The sequence below is a fragment of the Streptomyces sp. NBC_00090 genome, from assembly GCF_045160815.1.
Lineage (GTDB): Bacteria > Actinomycetota > Actinomycetes > Streptomycetales > Streptomycetaceae > Streptomyces.
On the sequence record NZ_CP108224.1, the window covers coordinates 974,753 to 998,628 of the forward strand.

The 23,876-nt window shown below is 73.4% G+C and carries 18 protein-coding genes and 1 pseudogene; 10 read left to right on the top strand and 9 right to left on the bottom strand.

All coding sequences use genetic code 11. The features are described from left to right. Positions 1-5: 5 nt before the first annotated feature. Positions 6-680: a CHAT domain-containing protein gene (locus tag OG361_RS04355; protein ID WP_405851934.1), complete on the bottom strand. Its 675-nt coding sequence runs from the start codon at positions 678-680 to the stop codon at positions 6-8. A gap of 550 nt (positions 681-1,230) precedes the next feature. On the opposite strand from OG361_RS04355, the pseudogene OG361_RS04360 reads away from it, so the two are divergent. Both OG361_RS04360 and OG361_RS04365 read left to right on the top strand, forming a co-directional pair. Beyond that, positions 1,231-1,852 (top strand): annotated as a pseudogene (locus tag OG361_RS04360) (transposase family protein); the annotation flags it as partial. 552 nt (positions 1,853-2,404) lie between these two features. Continuing rightward, the gene (locus OG361_RS04365; protein ID WP_405851935.1) at positions 2,405-3,808 is read left to right on the top strand and encodes an MFS transporter; all 1,404 of its coding nucleotides are present in this window, start codon (positions 2,405-2,407) and stop codon (positions 3,806-3,808) included. A 60-nt stretch (positions 3,809-3,868) separates the two neighbouring features. On the opposite strand, the gene OG361_RS04370 is transcribed toward OG361_RS04365, so the two are convergent. From OG361_RS04370 to OG361_RS04395, 6 genes are all read right to left on the bottom strand, one after another. Further along, positions 3,869-5,761, bottom strand: coding sequence for a helix-turn-helix domain-containing protein (locus OG361_RS04370; protein ID WP_405851936.1), 1,893 nt, complete (start codon positions 5,759-5,761; stop codon positions 3,869-3,871). A gap of 79 nt (positions 5,762-5,840) precedes the next feature. Beyond that, positions 5,841-6,770, bottom strand: a complete 930-nt coding sequence (locus tag OG361_RS04375; protein ID WP_405851937.1) for a 3-hydroxybutyrate dehydrogenase — start codon at positions 6,768-6,770, stop codon at positions 5,841-5,843. A gap of 55 nt (positions 6,771-6,825) precedes the next feature. Next, entirely contained in the window at positions 6,826-7,308 is a 483-nt protein-coding gene (locus OG361_RS04380; RefSeq protein ID WP_405851938.1) for an NUDIX hydrolase, read from the bottom strand. Positions 7,309-7,419: 111 nt separating this feature from the next. After that, on the bottom strand, positions 7,420-9,018 hold the full coding sequence (gene lnt, locus OG361_RS04385; RefSeq protein WP_405851939.1) for an apolipoprotein N-acyltransferase: 1,599 nt from the start codon (positions 9,016-9,018) through the stop codon (positions 7,420-7,422). A 98-nt stretch (positions 9,019-9,116) separates the two neighbouring features. Next, a complete protein-coding gene (locus OG361_RS04390; RefSeq protein ID WP_384572644.1) occupies positions 9,117-9,683 on the bottom strand; it encodes a hypothetical protein in 567 nt (188 codons plus the stop codon). 63 nt (positions 9,684-9,746) lie between these two features. Then, entirely contained in the window at positions 9,747-10,541 is a 795-nt protein-coding gene (locus OG361_RS04395; RefSeq protein ID WP_405851940.1) for a glutamate racemase, read from the bottom strand. Positions 10,542-10,599: 58 nt separating this feature from the next. Here OG361_RS04395 and OG361_RS04400 point away from each other — a divergent pair, with 58 nt between their 5' ends. After that, the gene (locus tag OG361_RS04400; protein ID WP_405851941.1) at positions 10,600-11,802 is read left to right on the top strand and encodes a glycosyltransferase; all 1,203 of its coding nucleotides are present in this window, start codon (positions 10,600-10,602) and stop codon (positions 11,800-11,802) included. Positions 11,803-12,022: 220 nt separating this feature from the next. Beyond that, positions 12,023-13,255, top strand: coding sequence for a PP2C family protein-serine/threonine phosphatase (locus OG361_RS04405; RefSeq protein ID WP_405851942.1), 1,233 nt, complete (start codon positions 12,023-12,025; stop codon positions 13,253-13,255). Between the two features lie 32 nt (positions 13,256-13,287). On the opposite strand, the gene OG361_RS04410 is transcribed toward OG361_RS04405, so the two are convergent. Further along, positions 13,288-14,904 carry an MFS transporter gene (locus OG361_RS04410; protein WP_405851943.1) on the bottom strand — a complete coding sequence of 539 codons (1,617 nt, stop codon included), beginning with the start codon at positions 14,902-14,904 and terminating at the stop codon, positions 13,288-13,290. A gap of 426 nt (positions 14,905-15,330) precedes the next feature. Between OG361_RS04410 and OG361_RS04415 the strand changes: the two genes are divergently transcribed. The 4 genes from OG361_RS04415 to OG361_RS04430 all read left to right on the top strand — a co-directional run bounded on the left by OG361_RS04415 (position 15,331) and on the right by OG361_RS04430 (position 19,987). Next, entirely contained in the window at positions 15,331-15,837 is a 507-nt protein-coding gene (locus tag OG361_RS04415) for a DUF6643 family protein (protein ID WP_405851944.1), read from the top strand. A 53-nt stretch (positions 15,838-15,890) separates the two neighbouring features. Next, the gene (locus OG361_RS04420; RefSeq protein ID WP_405851945.1) at positions 15,891-16,715 is read left to right on the top strand and encodes an MOSC domain-containing protein; all 825 of its coding nucleotides are present in this window, start codon (positions 15,891-15,893) and stop codon (positions 16,713-16,715) included. A 134-nt stretch (positions 16,716-16,849) separates the two neighbouring features. After that, positions 16,850-17,458: a hypothetical protein gene (locus OG361_RS04425; RefSeq protein WP_405851946.1), complete on the top strand. Its 609-nt coding sequence runs from the start codon at positions 16,850-16,852 to the stop codon at positions 17,456-17,458. 117 nt (positions 17,459-17,575) lie between these two features. Continuing rightward, positions 17,576-19,987 carry a right-handed parallel beta-helix repeat-containing protein gene (locus tag OG361_RS04430; protein ID WP_405851947.1) on the top strand — a complete coding sequence of 804 codons (2,412 nt, stop codon included), beginning with the start codon at positions 17,576-17,578 and terminating at the stop codon, positions 19,985-19,987. Here OG361_RS04430 and OG361_RS04435 read toward each other — a convergent pair. Then, the gene (locus OG361_RS04435) at positions 19,957-22,476 is read right to left on the bottom strand and encodes a hypothetical protein (protein WP_405851948.1); all 2,520 of its coding nucleotides are present in this window, start codon (positions 22,474-22,476) and stop codon (positions 19,957-19,959) included. The genes OG361_RS04430 and OG361_RS04435 overlap by 31 nt on opposite strands. 134 nt (positions 22,477-22,610) lie before the next feature. On the opposite strand from OG361_RS04435, the gene OG361_RS04440 reads away from it, so the two are divergent. Both OG361_RS04440 and OG361_RS04445 read left to right on the top strand, forming a co-directional pair. Continuing rightward, entirely contained in the window at positions 22,611-23,438 is an 828-nt protein-coding gene (locus OG361_RS04440) for a DeoR/GlpR family DNA-binding transcription regulator (RefSeq protein ID WP_405851950.1), read from the top strand. Then, the gene (locus OG361_RS04445; protein ID WP_405851951.1) at positions 23,435-23,875 is read left to right on the top strand and encodes an SRPBCC family protein; all 441 of its coding nucleotides are present in this window, start codon (positions 23,435-23,437) and stop codon (positions 23,873-23,875) included. The genes OG361_RS04440 and OG361_RS04445 overlap by 4 nt, the downstream gene beginning before the upstream one ends. Position 23,876: the final 1 nt, after the last annotated feature.

A 23,876-nucleotide genomic window follows, 5' to 3' on the forward strand; every position in this document is an offset into this window, starting at 1 on the left:
GCATGTCAGATATGAGCTAAATCTACCGCTATCGAGGCATTCACGGACCTTGTGCGTACTCCATGTGCGCGTTTCAGTGACCCTGGCAGGCGAAGGCCGCCCACTGCTCCGGGGCCGCCGGATCGGCGTCGTGGAGGATGTCGGCCACGGCCCTCGGCATGCCGTCCGGGAGTCGCCGGTCGGGGTCCGGGCGCCACCGCTGAGTCTCGCGCCAGCGCCCGGGCCAGGGGCACACCGTGCCGGAGTCGGTCGTGGCACACGTACATCATCAGCCCCGTCGGCCCGTCCAACACCTCCCAGCGCGAGCCGGCCACACCGGTCGCTCCGGCGGCGAGGAAGGCCGTGGACAGGGTGACGGACTCGTCGAACTCCCCCGCCAGGTGGTCGCTGACGCAGGCGTCGAGCACGACGAGCCCGCCCGGCGCCCCCGCCGGGCGGGCTCGGGCCTGCTCCAGGATCACGCGGACCGAAAACGGGGCCGATCCCTCGGCGGCCCCGCGAGGAGCAGGCAAGCGTCGAGGGGCGACACACCCGAGGGCCGGGCGTCGCACGCCAGGTGCAGCACTGAGGCTCCTGCCCTTGCCCGCCCCGGCAGCGCCGACAGGATCTCGGCCGGCGCACCCGGCCCTTCGCCTTGCGGACCCGGCCGAGCAGCAGACCCTTCGGGTAGAGCGCCGCATGGATCTGCCGGGCCTCCGCGGCCGCCCCGGGCAGGGAGTCGTCCGGGTTGCCAACGATCACCGGCGACGCGCCCAGGGGCATCCGGGGACGCCCGGTCACCTCCTGGAGCTGGCGAGCCGCGGCCGCGTACGACAGGATCGTCCACTCCACGGCGCGGACCGGCCGACCGTCCTGCCGCAGCCCGATGCTCAGGACGGCCGCGTGCCACGGGATGCCGCCGAGCTCACCGAACGACACGAGCACCAGGTGAGGTTCGGAACCGGCCCCGCGGATGAGGGGGGAGCGGAGCAGCGGGGCCATCACCACGGGCCCGCCACCGTCAAGCGGACGACACATGCCGCAGAGGCGTGAAGGGCGACCGGACATGGGCCGCCCCGACGACTCTATTACCTGGTCGGCCGACCCAAAGGTCGTGGTCATCTACAAGGGGTACAACGTCTATCCGCAGCCGCTAGAAGAGCTGCTGTGCTCCACCCGGCGGTCGCGCGGGCGGCCGTAGTCGGCGCCCGAGCCAGACCGCAGGTGAAAATTCCCGACGGCTTCGCCGTCCTGGCCCATCTGCGATGCGGTGACACCTACGCCCAGTTCGCCGCCGGCTTCGGTGTCGGCATCGCGACCGTGTACCGCTACATACGCGAGGCCGTCGAGGTCCTGGCCGCTCTCGCACCCACCCTGGCCGAGGCGATGCACATCGCCCGGACCAAGGCGTTCGTGATTCTGGACGGCACTCTGTTGCCGATCGACAAGATCGCCGCCGACACCCCGTACTACTCGGGCAAACATAAACGTCACGGCGTGAACGTCCAGGTCCTCACCGATCCCTTCGGGCGGCTGCTGTGGGCCTGGCCCGCGCTGCCCGGCTCCACTCACGACCTGACCGCCGCCCGCACCCACGGCATCGTCGAAGCGCTCGCCGAGGTCGGCCTCAAGTGCTGGGCCGACAAGGCGTATCAGGGCGCCTGCAGCTCCATCCGTGTGCCCCTTCGAGGCCGTCGCCTCAAAGCGGTGGCAGCGCCGGCACAACAGCACGCGTGCCAAGATCCGCTGCCTCGGCGAGCAGGCCATGGCCACGGTGAAGGGCTGGTGCCTCCTGCGGAAGCTCCGCTGCAGCACCAACCGCATCACCGCGATCGTCCAGGCTGTTCTGGTCCTTCATCACGTGTCAGCGTGAGGGCGGAAAAGGCTCACGGTAGAAATCCACAGCTGCCGTGGCATAGCCGCATGGCGTCGACGACGGTCGTCTTCCCAGCACCCTCGCACAGGAGAACGGTTACACCGGGCGTCAGCTCCAGTTCGAGCGGATCTCCCGTTTCCTCGGGCGATCTCCGGGCACCGAAATCGCCGAAGGCCGGCGCCACAGGCGGGCGCAGGCGCGCATCCTCGGAACCCGGTCTGTCGCAGATGTCGGAGTTCAACGCTGCGTAGTCAGCACCAAGTCAGCACGGGAGGGGTTGGCACGGGTGCTGACATGGGGTTTCAGTCAGCACCAAACCAGCACGGGAGTCAGCACCGCGCCACCAAAACGTGCCCGATCAGTGCATCCCGGACAGCCCCTCTCCAGGCCCCTCGAAGGCCTTCGACAGGGTCGCAACAGCGGGCCATGGAGGCCGGGCGCACACGGCGCACCCGAACTATGGTGTCCCACCACATACGCCCCTGACCTGCTGCTTCCTACGGTGTGGCGACACCGAATCGTCCCCGTACCTGCCTGGAAGTGGTGCACATGGCCGCCGCAACTCCCTCCCCGACGCCACCCGGATCGCTGAAGCGCATCGTCGCCGCCAGTCTCATCGGGACCACCATCGAGTGGTACGACTTCTTCCTGTACGGGTCCGCCGCGGCCCTTGTGTTCAACAAGCTGTTCTTTCCCGAGTCCGATCCGCTCGTCGGCACCCTGCTGTCCTTCCTGACGTACGCCGTCGGGTTCGCCGCGCGGCCGCTCGGGGCGCTGGTGTTCGGGCACTACGGCGACCGGCTCGGGCGGAAGAAGCTGCTCGTGCTCAGCCTGCTGCTCATGGGTGGGGCCACGTTCGCCATCGGGCTGCTGCCGACGCACGCGACCGTCGGGTCCGCGGCGCCGGTGCTGCTGACCGTGCTGCGTCTCGTGCAGGGTTTCGCCCTCGGTGGTGAGTGGGGCGGGGCCGTGCTGCTCGTGTCCGAGCACGGGGACGCCAAGCGGCGCGGGTTCTGGGCCTCTTGGCCGCAGACCGGGGCGCCGGCCGGGCAGTTGCTCGCGACCGGTGTGCTGTCCGCGCTGACCGCCCTGCTCTCGGACGCCGCCTTCGCTTCCTGGGGCTGGCGCATCCCGTTCCTGCTCTCCGGCGTGCTGGTGATCGTCGGCCTCTGGATCCGTCTCTCCGTCGACGAGTCGCCCGTCTTCAAGGCCGCGCTCGCCGCCGCCCAGGAGCGCAAGGCGGTCGAGGGAGAGGGAGAGGGAGAGGGAGAGGGAGAGGGAGAGGGAGAGGGAGAGAAGCTGCCCCTGGTCGCGGTCCTGCGGCACCACTGGCGGGACGTGCTCATCGCGATGGGCGCCCGCATGGCGGAGAACATCTCGTACTACGTGATCACCGCGTTCATCCTCGTCTACGCGACCACCCAGGTCGGCCTGAGCAAGCAGACCGCCCTGAACGCCGTCCTCATCGGCTCCGCGGTCCACTTCGCGGTGATCCCGCTCTGGGGCGCGCTCTCCGACCGGCTCGGCCGCCGGCCGGTCTACCTGATCGGTGCGATCGGTGTCGGCGCCTGGATGTTCCCGTTCTTCACGCTGATCGACCGGGGCACCTTCGGCTCCCTGCTCCTCGCCGTGACCGTCGGCCTGGTCCTGCACGGAGCGATGTACGCGCCGCAGGCCGCCTTCTTCTCCGAGATGTTCGCGACCCGGATGCGCTACTCCGGCGCCTCCATCGGCGCCCAGTTCTCCTCCGTGGCCGCCGGCGCCCCGGCGCCGCTCATCGCGACCGCGCTCCTCGCCGACTACGGCGACTCGACCCCGATCGCCCTCTACGTGATCGCCGCCGCGCTGGTCACCGTCGTCGCCATCGCCTGCGCCAAGGAGACCCGCGACCGGGACCTCGGCGAGATCGCCGAGCGGACCCCCCGGGAGTCCCGGGTCGGTGCCGACGTCTGACGGATGCGGCATGGCCCCGTGGCCCGCTCCCGGTGAGCGGGGCACGGGGCTCTTCGCCCGTCACTTCCCGGGGACGGCGGCCGAGAGCGCGTGCAGGCGCAGGGCCAGCTGGATCTCCAGGGTGCGGGCCGGGGACTGCCAGTCGGGGCCGAGGAGCCGGCCGACCCGTTCCAGGCGCTGGGCCACCGTGTTGACGTGGACGTGGAGTTCGTCCTTGGTGCGGGCCGGGCTCATGCCGCTCGCGAAGTACGCGTCGAGGGTGCGGACGAGGTCGGTGCCGCGGCGGCGGTCGTACGCGACGACCTGGCCCACGGTCCGGTCCACGAAGCCGTCGATGTCCCGGCTGTCGGCGAGCAGCAGCCCGAGGAAGCCCAGGTCCTCGGCGGCCGCGCCCTCGCCGGAGCGGTGCAGCAGCCGGAGCGCGTCGAGGCAGCGGCGCGCCTCCTCGTACGCGACGGCCACCTGGTCCGGGTGGTCGAGGGGTGCGCGTACGGGGGCCGAGGCGCCGACGGTGACGGGCTCGCGCAGGGTGCCGCCGAGGTGGCGGGCGGTCTGGCGGGCCAGGTCGGCGGCGCTCTCCCCCGGGCCGAGCGGCAGCAGGAGGACCGTGCCGCCGTCGCGTGCGGAGGCGAGTCCGTGCCGGGTGGCGGCGAGGTGCGAGGCGGCGGCCCCGAGGCGCCGCCGGTCGGCGCTCTCCCGCCGGCCCTCGTCGGTGTCGGCCGCGCCGCCGGCCCGGTCGACGCGGGCGGCGAGCACGACGTGCGGCGCGTCGCTGTCGGTACGGAGCCGGGCGGCGCGCTCGCGCAGCAGGCGGCGGTCGCGGTCGGGGGCGTCGAGGAGGTCGTCGAGGAGTTCGCCCCGTACCCGCTGTTCGGCCTCGCCCGCGGAACGGCGGGCGAGCAGCAGCAGGGAGGTGACGAGGGCGGCCCGCTCCAGGGTGCGCTGGTCGACGGGGTCGAGGTCGGGCTGGCCGTGGAGCACGAGGGCGCCCAGGGTCTCGCCGCCGGCGGAGACGGCGGCCACCCAGTCGTCGCCCTCACGGACGGCGTGGCCCTCGGCGCGGCGGACCGAACCCGCGTCCGCCTCGGTGAACTCGACGGTGCCGCCGAGGACTTCGGAGACGGCGTCGGCCACGTCGTGGACGCCGCCGCCGTGCAGGACGAGCTCGGAGAGCCGGTCGTGGACCTCGGAGGCCCGCTCGATGACACCGCTGTGCTCACGGATGATGTCGTTGGCCCGCTCCAGCTCCGCGAGGGCGGAGCGGGTCTCGGCGAGGAGGTTGGCCGTGTCGATGGCGACGGCGGCGTGCGCGGCGAAGGAGCCGAGCAGCGCGACCTGCTCGCGCTCGAAGACCCTGGCCCTGCGGTCGGCGGCGAAGAGGACGCCGATGACCTGGCTGCCGAGGCTGAGCGGCACGCCGAGGATGGCGACGAGGCCCTCGTCCCGCACGGCCGTGTCGATCGTCCGGGTGTGCTGGAAGCGCGCGTCGTCGAAGTAGTCGTCCGTGACGTACGGGCGGGCGGTCTGGGCGACGAGCCCGCCGAGTCCCTCGCCCATCCCCAGCCTCAGCTGCTGGAAGCGCGCGGAGACGGAGCCCTCTGTGACCCGCATGTACGTGTCGCCGGCGGCCGGGTCGTTGAGGCTGAGGTAGGCGACCTCGGTGCCGAGGAGCGAGCGGGCGCGCTGGACGATCGCGCGCAGCACGGCGTCGAGGTCGCGGAGTCCCGCCAGGTCGTGGGCGGTCGCGAAGAGCGCGGACAGCTCCGCCTCGCGGCGCCGTCGTCCCTCCAGCTCGGCCCGGACGCGCAGGGCGAGCAGCTTGGCCTCTTCGAGCTCGGCCAGCGCCTCGGGGCCCGCGCCGCTCGCACGGGCGAGCAGCACGGGCCGGTCGTAGGCCTCCGTCGCGGCTCCTCGGGCGAGGAGTTCCAGGTAGGAGACGTGTTCGTGGGACATGGACACAGGGATACCTGCCGTACGTGTGGTCGCACCACCCCTGTGGACGACCTTCACCGGGGCATCCACAGAGGCGTCCTCAGTGAGCGGTCCAGCCGCCGTCGAGAGTGAGCGAGGTGCCGGTGATGAACGAGGCCTGGGGGGTGCAGAGGTAGAGGACGGCCTCGGCGACCTCCTCCGGTTCGATGAGCCGCTTGAGCGCCGAGTCCTTGAGCAGGACCTCGGTGAGGACCCGCTCCTCCGGGATGCCGTGGGCGGCGGCCTGGTCGGCGATCTGCCGCTCGACGAGCGGGGTGCGCACATAGCCGGGGTTGACGCAGTTGGAGGTGACCCCGCGCGGGGCGCCTTCGAGGGCGGCGGTCTTCGAGAGGCCTTCCAGACCGTGTTTGGCGGCCACATAGGCCGACTTGAAGGCGGAGGCGCGCAGGCCGTGGACGGAGGAGAGGTTGACGATCCGTCCCCAGCCCTGGTCGTACATGTGCGGCAGCGCGCCCCTGATGAGCCGGAAGGGTGCCTCCAGCATCACGGTGAGCACGGTGTGGAAGACGTCCGGCGGGAAGTCCTCGATGGGGCGGACGAGCTGGAGTCCGGCGTTGTTCACGAGGATGTCCGCACCGGCGGCGGCGCTCTCGGCCGCGTCGAGGTCGGTGAGGTCGAGGAGCCGGGCCTCGACGGTCCCGGGGAGCCCCGCGGCCTCGCCGACCAGGGCTTCCAGACCCTCGGCGGCCCGGTCGACGGCTCTGACCCGCGCCCCGGCGGCGGCGAGCCGCAGCGCGCAGGCGCGCCCGATGCCGCCGGCCGCGCCGGTGACGAGCGCGGTGCGGCCGGTGAGGTCGAGGGCGACGGCGTGGGGCAGGGGTGCGGTGGAGACGGAGCCGGAGCCGGGTCCGGTTACGGAGCCGGGCCCGGAGAGGGGTCCGGAGACCGAGCCGGGTCCGGAGACGGGTCCGGAGACCGAGCCGGGTCCCGAGACGGAGCCGGAGCCGGGGGCGGTGATGGGGGCGCTCATGCTCCGCACCTTATGAAGGGCCCACTCCCCCACCGATGTGTTCCCCGCCCATAGTTCAGCTGGTCTCTGTGGTGCGGAACCATGTGGGTTCGTCGGCGAGCGCCTTCTCGATCCGGAGGTACGAGAAGCGCTTCATCTCCGGCAGGTCGTCCACCTCGAACCAGCCGACCGCGGTCGACTCCTCGTCGTTGACCCGGGCCTCGCCTCCGACGGCACGGCAGCGGAAGGAGACGTCCATGTACTGGCAGGTGTCGCCGTTGGGGTAGACGACGGGCTTGCGCAGGGTCTCGACGAGCACGACCCGCTCGGGCACGCAGTGCACGGCGGTCTCCTCGTACACCTCGCGCACCGCGCAGTCCGCGGGCTGCTCGCCCGGGTCGACGATGCCGCCGATGATCGCCCACATCCCGTTGTCGGACCGTCGGCCGAGCAGGACCCGGCCGCGGTCGTCGAAGACGACGGCGCTCACCCCGGGGAGAAAGAGGAGCTGGTGGCCGGCCGTCTCGCGCAGTTCGCGGATGAAGTCAGGGGTACCCATGACTTCGACCCTAGATCATTCCTATGATCACATGTCGGGGCCTGGGCCCCGGGCTCCCCCGCCCGAGGTCGCGACTCCTTGGCCGGCGCTTGCCCGCCTCAGGCCGGGGGCCTACTCCGCGCGCGTGCGGCGGGCCCGTACGGAGCGGAGCGCCGACCAGCCGAGGCCCGCGGCCGCGAGCGCCACGAGCAGGGCCTCGGGCAGGGTGCCCATGCGGGTCGCCGGGGTGAGCGAGGAGCGCAGCGGCACCTCCTCGACCAGGACGTCGGGGGTGAACATCTTCGTCTGCGCGACGATCTCGCCGTCGGGGCGGATGACCGCGCTGACGCCGCTCGTGACGGGCACGACGACCGACCGGCTGTGCTCGACGGCCCGCACCCGGGACATGGCGAGCTGCTGGTAGGTCATCTCGCTGCGGCCGAAGGTCGCGTTGTTGCTGGGGACGGAGATGAGCTGGGCGCCGTGGGTGACGGTGTCGCGCACGGCCCAGTCGAAGGCCGCCTCGTAGCAGGTCGCGAGGCCGACCTTGGTCCCTGCGAGGTCGAAGACGCCGACCTTCGTGCCGGCGCCGAAGTCGCGGCTCACCCGGTCGACGTTGCTGTTGAAGAGCCGTACGAGGGGCCGCATCGGGATGTACTCGCCGAAGGGCTGGACGTGCCGCTTGTCGTACGTGGCCACGGGGCCCCGCTCCGGGTCCCACTCGATGAGGGTGTTGCGGAGCTTGCCGGTCGGCGGGGCGATGACCGCGCCGATCACGGTGGGTGCCCCGATGGCCCGGACGGCTCCGTCGATGACGTCGGCCGCGTCGGGGTTCGCGTACGGATCGATGTCCGAGGAGTTCTCCGGCCACAGGACGAAGTCGGGCTGCGGCTCGCGGCCCGCCCTGACGTCCTCGGCGAGCTCGTGGGTGCGGGCGGCGTGGTTGTCGAGGACGGCGCGGCGCTGGGAGTTGAAGTCGAGGCCGAGGCGGGGCACGTTGCCCTGGACGGCGGCGACGGTGGCGGTGCCGTCCTCGGCCGTGTCGTCGACGAGGGGCAGCGCCGCCACGGCGCCGGTGACCGGGACGAGCACGGCGAGCGCGGCGGCGGCGAGCGGGCCGCGCGGGACGGTGCCGGTGGCGCGGTGCACGCGGAACCGCCGGTACGCCTCGTACAGGCCGAAGCCGCAGAGGGCGACGGCGAAGCCGAGCACCGGCGTGCCGCCGACCGCGGCGAGCGGGAGGAAGACGCCGTCCGCCTGCCCGAAGGCGATCTTGCCCCAGGGGAAGCCGCCGAAGGGCACGCGCGCGCGTGCCGCCTCGGCGAGGATCCACACCCCGGCCGCGAAGAAGGGCCACCACGGAAGCCGGGAGACGGCCGCGATACCGAGGCCCGCGGCGGCCACGAAGAGCGCCTCCATGGCGGCGAGGGCGAGCCACGGGCCCGGCCCGACCTCCTCGCCGGTCCAGATGAGGAGCGGAAGCATGAAGCCGAGACCGGCCAGGTAGCCGAGGCCGAAACCGGCGCGGAGGCGACGGCCCCGCAGGGTCCAGCCGAGCAGCGCGAAGGCGGGCAGGGCGAGCCACCACAGGGGGCGCGGCGGGAAGCTCAGGAAGAGCAGGAGCCCGGACAGCAGGGCCGTCCCGGGCCGCACGAACCGTCGCAGGGGGGAACCCGGCTCGGGCGTGGTGTCGGCTCCGGACGCGGGGACGGGGGTGATGGTGGCGCTCACCTTGCGGAGTCTACGGGGCGTCCCTGTCGACGGAGTGGCGGCGGGTACGGAGCCGGCGGACCGGCCGTGCCGCCGCGTTCCACCGGCTCGGAAGCGGTTCAGACGCCCGTCGGAGCGGGCGGTACCGGCGGGGCGGGGTGGTGGAGACGGTCGCGGATGACCCGGACCGCGGACTCGGCGTCGTCGACCGTGACCGTGAACGTACGGCCGTCGCCGAGGCGCAGGATCAGGCCCTCGCCCCGTCTGACGACCACGGCGGTGCCCTTCTCCGGGCGCCAGCGGTAGCCCCAGCCGCCCCACTGGCGCGGGTCGACGCTCGGGGCGAACTCGGCGCCGACGACGTGGGAGAGGAGGATGCGCCGGCGCGGTACCCCGATGTGGCCGCAGCGGACCTCCATCGCGCGGTCGTCGACCCGCACGGCCACGTGGACGAAGGCGAGCGTGCCGAAGAGGACGAGCAGTCCGGCCGCGACGCAGCCGATCACCGCCATCAGGAGGGGCGCGATGCCGGAGGTCCACGCCGACGCGACGGCGATCGTGATGCCGAGGGCCATGAAGGCGGCACCGGCGGAGGCCGCCAGCCACTGGAGGCGGTTGGTGGCGCGGCCGGTCCAGACGGCGGGCGTCCGCTCGTCGGCTCGCTGATCCCGGGGGTACTGCCTCATACCGTGAATCGTACCCAGGATGGTGCGGACTCAGCGCGTCGAAGCGGGGTCACCGACTCACGCTCAGTGAGCGGGTGCGGCTGCCCCGAGCAGTCGGCCTTCGGCGTAGCCGAGGGCGGTGACGGGAAGCTGTCCGGGGCGTCCGCTGAGCAGGACGGAGAGGCCGCCGGTCGGGTCCGCGTCGGGCGCGGGCTCTGCGCCGATCCGGCGCAGGGCCTGAGCGGCGACGGCGTCGGCGGAGCCGTGGAAGACGATCGGCGGCAGCCCGGCGCGGCGGCGCGCCTCCAGGGCGGCGAGGATGCGCCCCTCGACCAGCTCGTAGTGGGTGCAGCCGAGGACGACGGCGCGGACGTCGGCCGGGGTGAGGGCGGCGGCCGCGGCGACGGCCCGGTCCACGGCCTCCTGGTCGGCGTGCTCCACGGCGTCGGCGAGCCCCGGGCAGGGCACCTCGGTGACCTCGGCGCCGTCGGCGAAGTCGCGGATGAGTCCGCGCTGGTAGGCGCTGCCGGTGGTGGCCGGGGTGGCCCAGATGGCGACCTTGCCTCCGCCCGCGGCGGCGGGCTTGATGGCGGGGACGGTGCCGATGACCGGGATGTGCGGTTCGAGTGCGGCGCGCAGGGCGGGCAGGGCGTGCACGGTGGCCGTGTTGCAGGCCACGATGAGCGCCGCGGGCCGGTGCTCGGCGGCGGCGAGGGCGACCGCGAGGGCGCGCCCGGTGAGGTCCTCCGGGGTACGCGGACCCCACGGCATGCCGTCGGGGTCGTTGGAGAGGAGCAGATGCGCGTCCGGCCTCAGCCGACGCACCGCGGCCGCCGCCGGGAGCAGGCCGATTCCGGAATCCATGAGCGCGATCTTCACCCGGTCACCCTAGCCGATGGGCCTTCCCCGGCCGGAGATCTGGGGCAGACTGCGGCGAATGAGCACCTTCGCCTGGTTCGCGATCGCCTCCCTGGCCGTCTGGGTCTGGCTGCTGTTCGGCCAGGGCTTCTTCTGGCGCACGGACCAGCGCCTGCCGCCGGTCCCCGAAGGCCGCGCCCTGCCCTCCGGGGGCGGATGGCCGCGGGTCGTCGTCGTCGTACCGGCGCGGGACGAGGCCGAGGTGCTCCCCCTGAGCCTGCCGTCGCTGCTCGCCCAGGACTATCCGGGCGAGGCGGAGGTCGTCCTCGTCGACGACGGGAGTACGGACGGCACCGGGAAGCTCGCCGTCGAGCTGGCCGGGGCGGCCGAGCGGTGCGGCGGACTGCCGCTGACCGTCGTGTCTCCGGGCGAGCCGGAGCCGGGCTGGACGGGGAAGCTGTGGGCGCTGCGGCACGGCATGGCGCTGGCACGCGCGCGTGAGCCGGAGTTCCTGCTCCTGACGGACGCGGACATCGCCCACGAGCCGGACAGTCTGCGGCTGCTCGTGGCCGCGGCGCGGGAGAACGGTCTCGACCTGGTCTCGCAGATGGCCCGGCTGCGGGTCGCCAGTCCGTGGGAGCGGCTGGTCGTGCCCGCGTTCGTCTACTTCTTCGCGCAGCTCTACCCCTTCCGCTGGATCAACGGGGCGCGGCCCCGGGCGACGGCCGCGGCGGGCGGCTGCGTGCTGCTGCGTACGGAGACGGCGGTGGCGGCGGGCGTGCCGGAGGCGATCCGGCGGGCGGTGATCGACGACGTGTCGCTGGCCCGGGCGGTGCGCCGGTCCGGCGGGCGGATCTGGCTGGGGCTCGCGGAGCGGGTCGACAGCGTCCGTCCCTATCCGGGGCTCGCCGAGCTGTGGCGGATGGTGGCGCGGAGCGCGTACGCGCAGCTGCGGCACAATCCGCTGCTGCTCGCGGGGACGGTGGCGGGTCTCGTCGTGGTGTATCTGGTGCCGCCGGTGGCCCTGGTGGTGGGCGCTGCGGCCGGGGACGCTCCGGCGGCCTGGGCGGGCGGTGCCGCCTGGGCCGTGATGGCGGGGACGTACCTGCCGATGCTCCGGTACTACCGGCAGCCGCCGTGGCTCGCGCCCCTGCTCCCCTTCACCGCTCTCCTCTATCTGCTGATGACGGTGGACTCCGCCGTGCAGCACTACCGGGGCCGGGGGGCGGCGTGGAAGGGCCGTACGTACTCCGCCGACTACGCGTCCCGGCACGGGGAGTAGCGCCGGCGATTCGGCACGTGCGCGCCGGGGTCGGCCAGGAGCGGCCACGTGCGCACCGGGGCCGGCCGTCACGGCCGCCCGTGCCGCCGGGGTCGGCCGTCACCCGTGCGCACCGGGGTCGGCCGTGGCACCGCCGCCCGTGCCGCCGGGCCGGATCGCCCCCTGCTGCCTATGGTGAGAGGAGTGCAAGGCCGGACGGTTCCGTGCGGGCAGGTGGAATGTGGGTACTACCGACATCGACTTCGAAGCGGTCTTCCGTGCCCTGCCCGGCGCGGTCGCCCTGCTGGACACGGACCTCGTCTTCGCCGACGCCAACGAGGCGTACCTGGCGTTGGCCGGCCACACGCGTGAGCAGGTGACGGGCCGCTACCTGTTCGACGTCTTCCCTGACAATCCCGGCGACCATGCCGCGAGCGGGATGGTCAACCTGCGCTCCTCCCTGCAACGGGTCGTGTCGAGCGGGGAGAGCGACAGCATGGCTCTGCAGCGCTACGACGTGGAGGACCCCGAGCGGCCGGGGGTGTGGGAGAAGCGGTACTGGAGCCCGGTCAACGTTCCGGTGTTCGGTCCGGACGGCACCGTGGCGCTGGTGCTGCACCGGGTGGAGGAGGTGACCGAGCTCATCCGTGCCCGGGGCACCCGCGGCAGCGGTGAACGTTCCCAGGTCCTGGAAGCCGAGCTGTACACCCGCGCGCGGGAGCTCCAGGAGCTGAACCAGCGACTGCGCGAGGCGCACGCCCGTGAGCGCGAGGTCGCGCTGCACCTCCAGCGGGCGATGCTGCCCGGGCTCTTCCCGCTCGACCACCACCGTGCGGCGGTGCGCTACCGGCCCGCCACCGGCTCCCTCAACGTGTGTGGTGACTGGTACGACCTGATCGACCTGCCCGACCGCGGGCACACCGTCGTCGCCGTCGGTGATGTCGTCGGCCACGGACTTCCCGCCGCCGGCGTCATGGGCCAGCTCCGCAGTGCCCTGTCCGCCGCCTCCAGGGTGGCGGCCGGTCCCGCGCAGGCCCTCGAAGCGCTCGGCCTGTACGCCCGCCATGTCGACGGCGCGGAGTCCACCACGGCCGTGTCGGTCTTCATCGACTGGAGCGGCCACTCCCTCGTCTACAGCAGCGCCGGTCATCCGCCGCCCGCGCTCTGTCACCCGGACGGCACCGTGACCTTCCTCGACCAGGCGACGGACCCCCCGCTCGGTGCCCGCCTCGAACACGAGGCCCGCCCCCAGAGCCGGACCGGCTTCACCGACGGCTCCACTCTCATCCTCTACACCGACGGACTGATCGAGCGTCGCCACGAGGACATCGACGCGGGCCTCCAGCGGCTCGCCGACTCCCTCTCCCGCCATCGCACCGCCGACCCGGACGACCTCGCCGACGCCGTCCTGGCCGACCTGATTCCGCCCGCGGGCATCACCGACGACACCGCTCTGGTCGTCCTCCGTCTGTGACCGCGCGGCGTGCGCGGGAGGACAGCGGGCCGTTACGGCTTGGACGAACGGGGCTGGGTCGTGGGGATGCGCTGCGTGAAGAACAGGGCGATGAGCGCGGCGAAGGCGAGAATCGCGAGTGCGGCGCGCAGTCCGTCGAGTCGCGCCGCGGCGTTCGCGTCCAGCGCATCCTGCGTCAGCTCTTCGCTGGTGCCGGCTTCGTCGAGGGCGCTCCGCAGCTGAGCGTCGGACAGGAACGGTACGCCGCTTTGGAGTTCGACGGCCGCCCGGCTCTTCACACTGGCCGGGACATCCGGATTCTGCTCCACGCCGGCCAGGAACGACGACGTGAGCGAAGCGATCAGGATCGATCCGGCGAGTGCGGTTCCGATCGAGGCGCCGAGGTTGGTGACGGCGTTCTGGACGCCACCGACCTCCGCGCTCTTCTCCTCCGTCACCGCGGAGACGGTGACGGACCCCAGTTGGGAGGCGAGTGCGCCCATCCCGAGCCCGATCAGGAGCATGGGAACCGCCACCACTTCCGCTCCGGCGTCCGCGTCGAGCGCGGCCATCAGGATCACCGCTCCGAGGAACAGCGCGATGATGCCGACCCGTACCACTCGTCGGGGTGAGACGTCCGGGAGGAGGCGCGGGATGAGGACCGCGGCCGCGAGCAGGGACACGGAGAGCGGCAGGAGCCGGGCACCGGTCGCGAGCGCGGACAGGCCCAGGGCGACGGAGAGGTAGAGCGGGACGACGAAGAAGACGCCCATCTGGACGAGGTACTGGAAGAAGAACATCGTCAGCCCGCCGCTCAGTTGCTTGTTCTGCAGCATGGCGGGGTCGAGCAGCGGTTCCCTGTGCTGCCGGACGAGGCGGGCCTCCCAGCGGAGGAACAGCCACATGAGCCCCGTCCCCAGCAGCATCAGCCACACCGTCAGGGAGACGCCGAACAGGGCGGGTGCGTCCGGCTTGGGCTGGAACCATCCCCACTCGTCGGAGCGGAGCACACCGTAGACGAAGCTCCCGAGCCCCAGGGCCGAGAGCGCCGCACCGACGAGGTCGATGCGCTTCCGTTCCGTACTCACCGCGTCGACGATCGGGCGTGCGAGGACGAAGATGCCCAGCACCACGAGGACCTCGCCGGCGAACACCCATCGCCACGAGAAGTACGTCGTCGCGACACCGCCGATGAGCGGGCCGACCGCGATCGCGACCGCTCCGGCCGCGGCGACGAGACCATAGGCGGCGGGACGGCGTTCCGTGGCGAAGTTGCCCGCCACGAGCGCCACGATGGCCGGCAGGATCAGCGCGGCGCCGATGCCTTCCAGGAAAGCCCAACCGATCAACAGCACAGGAAGATTGGGCGCGAGGGCCGTGGTCAGGGAACCGCATCCATAGATGACGCAGCCGATGAGAAACGCGCGCTTGCGGCCGATCAGCGCCCCGACCTTGCCGCCGGGGATCATGAACATCGCCATCACCAGGGTGTAGGCGGTGATGGCCCCCTGGATCCCCGCCACCGTCGTGCCGACATCCTCTGCCACGGTCGCGATCGAGACGTTCATGACAGAGCTGTCGAGCGCCATCAGGAACTGGCCCGCCGCCAACGCCAGCAGAACGATTCGCGCCTTCGCGGAGCCTTCGGCAGTGCCTGTTCCCCTTGCCATGCCCGGATCGTGCCAGAGACCTCAGGGGACGCGACGTACGACCCGCCGCACGCCCGGTGATCAAGCCGTGGGCGCCGGCGGCGCCGGTGCTGCCGGTGCCGTCGGCGGTGCCGCAATGGAAGAGAGCTTTGTCGGACCTTCGCCTTTCGACGACATTTCTCGTCGTCGAGTTCCCGGGCAGCGGCGTCACGGGGAAGACCTTCTTGACGCCGAGACCCACGAATGGCGAGCACCAGGGGGATGTCGCCCTTTGTAGCCCGTCCGCCACTTCTCGTTACCCCTGGAAACCTTGGGTGAAAAAACCCTCGCCGTTAACGCAGTCTTTAACGATGTTTTGGCAGGTCAGGCAGACAAAACCAGCGTAAAACGGATGACCCTAAGATGGGGGCTCCCCAACCAGCACATCGTGGGCTTAACTTATGTGCCATGACCTCCCCCCGCTCCTCCTATGGAGGCGGCTACTACACCGCGCCGTCCTTCCCGGACACCCCGATCTACGACTCCCTGGTCGCGGAGCGGGGCACGCCTCAGATCGCCCCGATCCGAGTGCCCGCCGCCTACGACACCGGCAGCAGCTTCCCCGGAAGCGGTTCCTACCTGCCGGCGCTCCCCTCGGCACTGCCCGCCCTCCCGGCGGCACCGAGTCCCCACCCCGCCCCCGCCTACGGCGGCGGGTACGGCTATCCGCAGCCTTCGCCGCAGATGGCCCCCGCGCCGCTCCAGCACGCCCCCGCCCCGTACATCCCGCAGCAGCCCGTGGCCCCGCGCGGCTACCCGGGCCCCCAGTACCCGCAGCAGCCCCGCCCGGCCGCGTCCGGGTACGAGGCGATGCGCCCGGCCGCTCCGCGGCCCGTACCCGCACAGGCTCCGGCCCCCGCGCCGGCGGCGTACCACGACCCGTACAACCGCCCCTACCAGGGCGGGGGTTACTGACCGGGCCACCCGCACCGGCCGACGGAGGCCGGGGCGGCTGGCAGGATGACGGCATGTCCACTCCTGTTCTCCGCTCCGTCCACGTCCACCCGGTGAAGGCCATGCGCGCGCTGACATCCACGGAGGCCGAGGTACAGCCCTGGGGGCTGGCCGAGGACCGCCGCTGGGCCGTCGTCGACGCCGCGGGCAAGGTCGTGACCCAGCGCCGTCACCCCCGGATGGCGCTGGCCACGGCGGATCCGCTGGCGGACGGCGGCGTCGTACTGTCCGCGCCCGGTCACCCGCCGCTGGCGGTCGAGGTGCCGCGCCCCTCGACCACCGTCACGGTGGAGATCTTCGACAAGTTCGTGGAGGCGGTCCCGGCCCACCCCGAGGCGGCCGCCTGGCTCTCCGCGTTCCTGGAGACGGAGGCCCGGCTCGTGCACATGGACGCGCCCGAGCACCGGCGCCCGGTCGACCCGGAGTACGCCCTGCCCGGCGAGACCGTGAGCTTCGCGGACGGCTATCCGCTGCTCGTCGCCACCACCGCCTCGCTCGACGCCCTCAACTCCCTCATCGCGCGTGGGGACCACGCCCACGAGGGCCCCCTGCCGATGAACCGCTTCCGGCCGAACCTGGTGATCGGGGGGACCGCCCCCTGGGCGGAGGACGGCTGGACCCGGCTCGCGGTCGGCGAGGTCACCTTCCGCGTCGCCAGGCCCTGCGGGCGCTGCGTCGTCACGACGACGGACCAGTCCACCGCCGAGCGCGGCAAGGAGCCGCTGCGCTCCCTCGCCCTGCACCGCAAGAGCGGCGGCCGGGTCATCTTCGGCCAGAACCTCGTCCCCGAGCACCGCGGCACGGTCCGGGTCGGCGACCCCGTGAAGATCCTCGACTGAGACCCGGCGCACCCGGCCCGATCCGCAGGACGGCCTCCCGCCGCGCCCCTCGCGCCTCACCGGCCCGACAGGCGGGGAACCGTCCCCCGGGGCACACTCGTTGGAGGAGCGGCGAACAACGAGGGGGTTCCGACGTGCGCGCAGCCACCGGACTCTGGCGCTGGCGGCACAATCCCCTGCGCCGGACCACGGACCTGATCGAGGCGTGGGTCGCCTTCGCGGCGGTCGTGCTGCTCTGTCTCCTCGTACCCCTGGCCGGCTGGGCGGCCGGCTCGTCCGCGCACGGCTCTCTCCAGCGCGCGGTCCGCGCCCAGCAGGAGCAGCGGCTGCCGACGACGGCCCGGGTGGTCCGCCTCGCCGACGGGCCCGCGAGCGGACCCCGGACGACCGAGACCGCCGGGGAGGAGCGCCTGCGCCGCTCCGTGGTGGCGCGCTGGACCGCCCCGGACGGCACGGCCCGTACGGGCACGGTGCCCACGGCGAGGCGGCACTCCGCGCCCGGTGACGCCTTCCCGCTCTGGACGGACCGCGACGGGCGCCCGGTGTCCGCGCCGATGCGGGCCGGCACGGCCCGCGCCCACGCGGCCGTCACCGGACTGATGGCCGCGCTCCTCACGGGCCTGCTCGTGGAGACCGTCCGCCGGCTCGCGGTCCGCCGGCTGCTCCTGCGGCGGTACGCGCGCCTGGACCGCGCGTGGGCCTCGGCCGGCCCGGACTGGGGCCGCGCCGACACCGGCAGCTGACCCCCTCCGCACCCCGTACGGGTAAGCCCTCACGACCCGTCAACCCCCACGCGCCGCGCGCGCTACGGTGGGGCATCCGATCAGCGGCGAGGCACGACGCGGGGGCAGGGCACACCCATGGCACAGGGCACGGTCCAGGTGACGCACACCGGCACATCGCGGTGGCGGCGCCGCACGGGCGAGTACGCCTCCCTCGCCGCCGCCCTGGAGGCCGCGAGCGACGGGGACGTCCTCACGGTCGCGCCCGGCACCTACCGGGAGAACCTGGTCGTGCGGCGGGCCGTCACCCTGCGCGGCCCCGAGGGTGGCATCGGCTCCGTGCGGATCGCGCCGCCGGACGGGGTGGCGCTGACCGTCCGTGCCTCCGTCACCGTCCAGGACCTGCACATCGAGGGGCAGGACGTCGCGGCGCCCGCGCTGCTCGTCGAGGACGGCACTCCGGAACTGCTCGACCTGCGGATCATGACCCGCTCGGCCGCCGGGATCGAGGTGCGGGGCGCCGCCCGCCCGACGGTCCGCCGCTGCACGATCGACAATCCGGCCGGGGTCGGCATCGCCGTGGTCGACGGCGCGGGCGGGGTCTTCGAGGAGTGCGAGGTGGTCTCCGCGGGGCAGGCGGGCATTTCGGTGCGCGGCGGGGCGCACCCGCGCTTCGAGCGCTGCCGGGTGCACCACGCCTCCGGCGCCGGGATCGCCGTCACGGGCGAGGGCAGCGGCCTGGAGGGCGTCGGCTGCGAGGTGTACGAGATCAAGGGTGCCGGTCTTCAGATCGCGGCCCGCGCCACGGCCCACCTCACCGACTCCTCGGTGCACCGCACCTCGGCGGACGGCATCACCCTCGACACGGACGCCGTGCTCACGCTCTCGGACTGCGACATCCACGACGTCCCGGAGAACGCGGTGGACCTGCGGTCGCGCTCGGTGCTGACCCTGACCCGGTCGACCGTCCGCCGCTTCGGCCGCAACGGCCTCTCGGTGTGGGACCCGGGGACCCGGGTGGACGCCAACGGGTGCGAGATCCACGACAGTACGGGCGACTACCCGGCGGTGTGGGTGAGCGACGGGGCGACCGCCGTCCTCGACGCCTGCCGGGTGCACGACGTACCGGACGCGCTGTTCGTCCTCGACCGGGGTTCGCGCGTGGACGTGGTCGACAGCGATCTGTCGCAGGTGCGGAACACGGCGGTGTCGGTGAGCGACGGGGCGACGGCCCAGCTCGACGACTGCCGGATCCGGGAGGCCTCCACGGGCGCCTGGTTCCGGGACCACGGCAGCGGCGGCACCCTGGCGGGGTGCACGATCGACGCCGTGCAGACCGGAGTCATCGTCACCAAGGGCGCCGACCCGACGATCGAGCGGTGCACGGTCACCTCGCCCGCCGAGGCCGGTTTCTACGTGTCGGCCGAGGGCCGCGGCTCCTTCCACGGCTGCCGGGTCACGGGCAGCGGCGGGTACGGCTTCCATGTGACGGACGGCTGCCGGACGAGCCTGCGCAAGTGCCGTACGGAGCGGTGCGCGCGCGGCGGGTACGAGTTCCCGGAGGAGGGCGCGGTCGCGGAGCAGTGCACCAGCGACGAGAGCGCGGTCCGCTCCTCCGTGCCCGACGGCGGCGCCGTCCTGACGGCCACGCAGTCGGCGGGGCTCCTCGGGGCGGTTCCCGTGCCGCGCACCCAGCCGGCCGCCCCGGCGCCGGTGGTACCCGAACCCGCCCCGGAGGCCCGCGCCTCGCAGGACGTGCTCGGCGAACTGGACGCGCTGGTGGGCCTGGAGAGCGTCAAGCACGAGGTGCGGACGCTCACGAACATGATCGAGGTGGGGCGCCGGCGGCAGGAGGCGGGACTCAAGGCGGCCTCGGTCCGCCGTCATCTGGTCTTCACCGGCAATCCGGGCACCGGCAAGACGACGGTGGCCAGGCTGTACGGCGAGATCCTCGCCTCGCTCGGCGTCCTGGAGCGGGGACACCTGGTGGAGGTCTCCCGGGTGGACCTGGTGGGCGAGCACATCGGCTCGACCGCGATCCGTACGCAGGAGGCCTTCGACCGGGCGCGCGGCGGGGTGCTGTTCGTCGACGAGGCCTACGCGCTGTCGCCGGAGGACTCGGGGCGGGACTTCGGCCGGGAGGCGATCGACACGCTGGTGAAGCTGATGGAGGACCACCGGGACGCGGTGGTGGTCATCGTCGCCGGGTACACGGCGGAGATGGAGCGCTTCCTCACCGTCAACCCCGGTGTGGCGTCACGCTTCTCACGGACCATCAGCTTCGGCGACTACGCGCCGGAGGAGCTCCTCAGGATCGTGGGGCAGCAGGCGGACGAGCACGAGTACCGGCTCTCGCCGGGCACGGACGAGGCCCTGCTCGTCTACTTCACGAAGCTGCCCAAGGGCCCGGCCTTCGGCAACGGCCGTACGGCACGGCAGACCTTCGAGTCGATGGTGGAGCGGCACGCGGGCCGGGTCGCCTCGCTCGCCGAGCCGAGCACGGACGACCTGACCCTGCTCTACCCGGACGACCTCCCCGAACTCCCCTGACGGTGCCGCTCGTCGGGCTCGCGGCGCTGGTGGGGCAGGGCCGGCGGCAGCCGGTCGAGGAGAGCGGTGCGCCGGTCGGCGAAGGCCGGGTCGGCCTGGTAGTCGGAGTGGCCCAGGATCGGTTCGGGCAGCGGGTGTTCGCGGGTGCGGCCGTACGCGACCGGGTCGCGCAGCACCTCCCCGTCGACGGCCGGCCTGCCGTCCTCCGCGGGTACGTGGACGGGGCCGCCGATCGGGTCGGTGGCCCGGTGGAGGTTGGTCCAGCAGTGCACCGTGCGGTTGAGGGCGCGCAGCGCCTCGGGCCCGAAGTAGGCGGGGAACCAGCGTCCGTAGAGCCGCTCCAGGGGTGAGCCGTAGGTGAGCAGTGCGACCCGCCCGCGGGTGGCGGGCGTCAGCTGCCAGACGGCGGCCGCGGCGAGCACGCTGCCCTGGGAGTGGCCGGAGATGACGAGGCGGCCGCCGGTGCCGCGGGTCCAGGAGCTCATGCGCCAGGTGAGGTCGGGGACGGCCCGTTCGGCATAGCAGGGCGGGGCGAAGGGGTGGGCGGCGCGCGGCCAGAAGGTGCCGACGTCCCAGAGGATGCCGATGGTGCGGCGGGCCGAGGCGTCCTTGTAGGCGCGGCGGCCCCAGGTGACGAAGAGGAGGAAGCCGAAGCCGATCATCCAGGACCCGAGGGCCTGGGCGGCGGTGGCGAGTGAGGCGATCGCGGGGTGTGCCCCGTCGAAGGCCCGGCCGGGGACGTTTCCGCTGGCCCAGGCGCCGACGACGGAGGCCGCCCCGAGGAGCAGGGTGGCGCCGGCGACGACGCCGACGAGGACCGGCGCGGAGTCGGTGAGCGCCGCGCGGGCCCGGCCGGCCGCGATCTGTCCGGTCCGGACCGGGTCGGGTTCCGCGTGGGCCCCGTAGTCGGCCTCGACGGCCGGCCGCAGCCGCCGGGCGGCGAACACGGTCCGTACGGCGAGGAGGGCGGCGGGCGCGAGCAGCAGCAGGAGCAGGACGGGGATGACGGAGGCCTGCCAGCTCAGCAGGACGGGCGGGCCGATCCGGGGTCCCTGGCCCATGCCCGGGGTGGCGGGGCCGTCGAGCCAGTCGGCGACGCGCTGGGCGACGCCTCCGGACATCACCCCGGCGAGGGCGCAGGCGAGCATGGCGACGGCCGGGCCGCCGAGGCCGCGCAGCGCGGTGCGGGGGTCCCTGCGGGGGCGCTGGAGCAGCAGGGCGACCACGCCGAGGGCGACGACCAGGCCGCCCTGGACGAGGGTGAGCGCGCCGAAGACGGCGTCTCCGGGGAGGGTGCCGGTGGAGACCCAGCCGGGGCGGGACCAGCCGGCGTGCAGGGCGGTGAGGGCGAGCAGGAGGAGTGAGGCGGCGGGCAGCCAGGAGACGAGGGCCCGCTCGAGGCACAGGTCGAGGCGGCGCTCGCTCCGACCGCGGCGGCAGACGACCCAGAGGACGACGGCGCAGAGGACGACGAGGGCGGCCCGGAGGGCGAGGCCGAGCGCGGCGCGCGTCCCCGTGTCGTGGCGGGCGGTGGCGGCGGCCAGGGCAGCGGCGACGGTGAGGAATCCGGCGGCGGTGTGCGCGGCGCGGAGACGGGCGACGAGGCGGCGCCCGTACCAGAATCCGGGGCGCCCGAGGGCTGGCCGGAGCTCGGCGGGGGCGGGGCCGACGGGGCGGTCCTCCTCGTGGGCGGCGGCCTCCGGGGCGGCCTGCAGGGCGGCCTGCGCGTCGGCCTCCGCGGGGGCTTGCGTCCCTGTTTGCTCCTCTTCCTGCGCCTCTGCCTGCACCTCTGTCGGTGTGTCGCCTTCCGTCGCGGCCCGTGCGTCGGCCCGCGGTTCCGGCGCGGGGGCGTCGTAGCCGGTGGGCGGGCGCTGGGCCTCGTACGCGCTCCAGGTCCGGTTGGAGAGATACCAGAGGAGTCCGACGAGCGCGGTCGGCACCAGCGCCGCGAGGGCGAGGCGGCGCCCGGGCACGGACCACCAGCCGCCGCTGTCGGCGGCGAGGAAGCCGAGCCAGGAGTACGCGTCGGCGCAGGCGGCGGTGCCGGCGCACTGCCAGGCCGTCAGGTCGAGCGCGACCTCGCAGGCCGCGGCGGTCAGGAGCACGGTCAGGGTGAGGGCGACGAGCCGGACGAGGACTCCGTACAGCCGGACGAGCCCCGGTCGGCCGACGGCGGGCGGGCGCATCCAGTGCGCCAGGTTGGCGACCATGAAGGGCAGGAGCAGCAGCCAGAGGGCGCGCGCGCCGTCGCCGGAGGTGAGGTTGGACCAGCAGTACGCCTCCGGTACCGGGCGCGCCGCGTACCGCTCGGGGTGGTCCTCCGCGTCGAGGTCCTCGGCGCGCCGGTGCACGGCGGCGGTCCGGTCGCCGGTGACCCGGACGGTCCTGGGGTCGTCGAGCATGTCCTGCGGGGTGGCTCCGCCGACCCCGTGGACGAGGAGTTCGAGCGCCGCGCCCCCGGTCTCCGGGGCGGGTGTGGCAGGGGACACTTAGGGGACTTCCTCTCTGAGTGGGAGGATGCGACGTCGGAATCAGGATCGCGGACGACCGTGCGGCAGCGCACGCACTCTCACCGAATCCGACACTGATCCCCTTGTCTCCTTTGGAAGGACCGGCCCCGGCGGTGACTGACAACCAGAACCTCCTCGCGGAACAGCGGCGCGCCCTGATCCTCGACGAGGTCCGGCGGCGCGGCGGTGTGCGGGTGAACGAGCTGACCCGCCGGCTCAACGTCTCGGACATGACGATCCGCCGCGACCTGGACGCCCTGGCCCGACAGGGCATGGTGGCGAAGGTGCACGGCGGTGCCGTGCCGGTGATCGAGGCGAGCACCCACGAGCCGGGTTTTGAAGCCAAGTCGGTGCTCGAACTCAGCGCCAAGGACGAGATCGCGCGGGCCGCCGCGGCGCTCGTCGTGCCGGGCTCGGCGATCGCCCTGTCCGGCGGGACGACGACCTACGCCCTGGCCCGGCACCTCCTCGACGTGCCGGACCTGACGGTGGTGACGAACTCGGTGCGGGTCGCGGACGTCTTCCACGAGGCGCAGCTGACCGGCGGCGGGGCCGAGGCGCGGCGCGGGGCGGCGACCGTCGTCCTGACCGGCGGGGTCCGCACACCGTCCGACGCGCTGGTGGGCCCGGTGGCGGACCGGGCGATCCGCTCGCTCCACTTCGACCTGCTCTTCCTCGGGGTGCACGGCATCTCGGTGGAGGCCGGTCTCTCGACGCCGAATCTGGCGGAGGCGGAGACCAACCGGTGCCTGATGCGGTCCGCGCGCCGTGTGGTGGCGGTCGCCGACCACACCAAGTGGGGCACTGTGGGCCTGAGTTCCTTCGCCGACCTGGGCGAGGTGGACACCTGGGTCACCGATCGCGGCCTGAGCGACGGGGTCCGCGGCGAGGTCGTGGAGCACCTGCCGGGACTCCTGGTGGCGGGCGAGGAACCGGCGTGACCCTGTTCCGGGTCGGGCGGACCGTACCGCTGGCGCCGGACGAGGTGTGGCGGCGGCTGACGGACTGGCCGGCGCACGGCCGTCAGGTGCCGCTGACCCGGACGAGCGTGCTGACTCCGGGCCCGAACGGGGCGGGGACGCGGTTCACGGCGCGGACCGGGATCGGCCGGCTGGCCTTCGACGACCCGATGGAGGTCGTGCGCTGGGAACCGCCGGAGGCGGGGCGGCCCGGCGTGTGCACGTTGGAGAAGTCCGGCCGGGTCGTACGGGGTTGGGCGACCGTCGAGGTGACGGACTCTCCCGGCGGCGGCAGCCGGGTGGAGTGGACGGAGGAGCTCTCGGTGCGGGGCCTGCCACGCGTCTTCGATCCGCTGCTCAGGCGGGCGGGGCGGGTGCTGTTCGGGCGCGCCGTGGACGGGCTGCTCCGGCAGGGCTGAT

Excerpts from the sequence above, each read along its gene's own strand:
- OG361_RS04355 (WP_405851934.1), bottom strand. The coding sequence starts at position 680 with ATGCGGCGCTCTACCCGAAGGGTCTGCTGCTCGGCCGGGTCCGCAAGG.
- OG361_RS04365 (WP_405851935.1), top strand. The coding sequence starts at position 2,405 with ATGGCCGCCGCAACTCCCTCCCCGACGCCACCCGGATCGCTGAAGCGC.
- OG361_RS04370 (WP_405851936.1), bottom strand. The coding sequence starts at position 5,761 with ATGTCCCACGAACACGTCTCCTACCTGGAACTCCTCGCCCGAGGAGCC.
- OG361_RS04375 (WP_405851937.1), bottom strand. The coding sequence starts at position 6,770 with ATGAGCGCCCCCATCACCGCCCCCGGCTCCGGCTCCGTCTCGGGACCC.
- OG361_RS04380 (WP_405851938.1), bottom strand. The coding sequence starts at position 7,308 with ATGGGTACCCCTGACTTCATCCGCGAACTGCGCGAGACGGCCGGCCAC.
- OG361_RS04390 (WP_384572644.1), bottom strand. The coding sequence starts at position 9,683 with ATGAGGCAGTACCCCCGGGATCAGCGAGCCGACGAGCGGACGCCCGCC.
- OG361_RS04400 (WP_405851941.1), top strand. The coding sequence starts at position 10,600 with ATGAGCACCTTCGCCTGGTTCGCGATCGCCTCCCTGGCCGTCTGGGTC.
- OG361_RS04410 (WP_405851943.1), bottom strand. The coding sequence starts at position 14,904 with ATGGCAAGGGGAACAGGCACTGCCGAAGGCTCCGCGAAGGCGCGAATC.
- OG361_RS04415 (WP_405851944.1), top strand. The coding sequence starts at position 15,331 with ATGACCTCCCCCCGCTCCTCCTATGGAGGCGGCTACTACACCGCGCCG.
- OG361_RS04420 (WP_405851945.1), top strand. The coding sequence starts at position 15,891 with ATGTCCACTCCTGTTCTCCGCTCCGTCCACGTCCACCCGGTGAAGGCC.
- OG361_RS04430 (WP_405851947.1), top strand. The coding sequence starts at position 17,576 with ATGGCACAGGGCACGGTCCAGGTGACGCACACCGGCACATCGCGGTGG.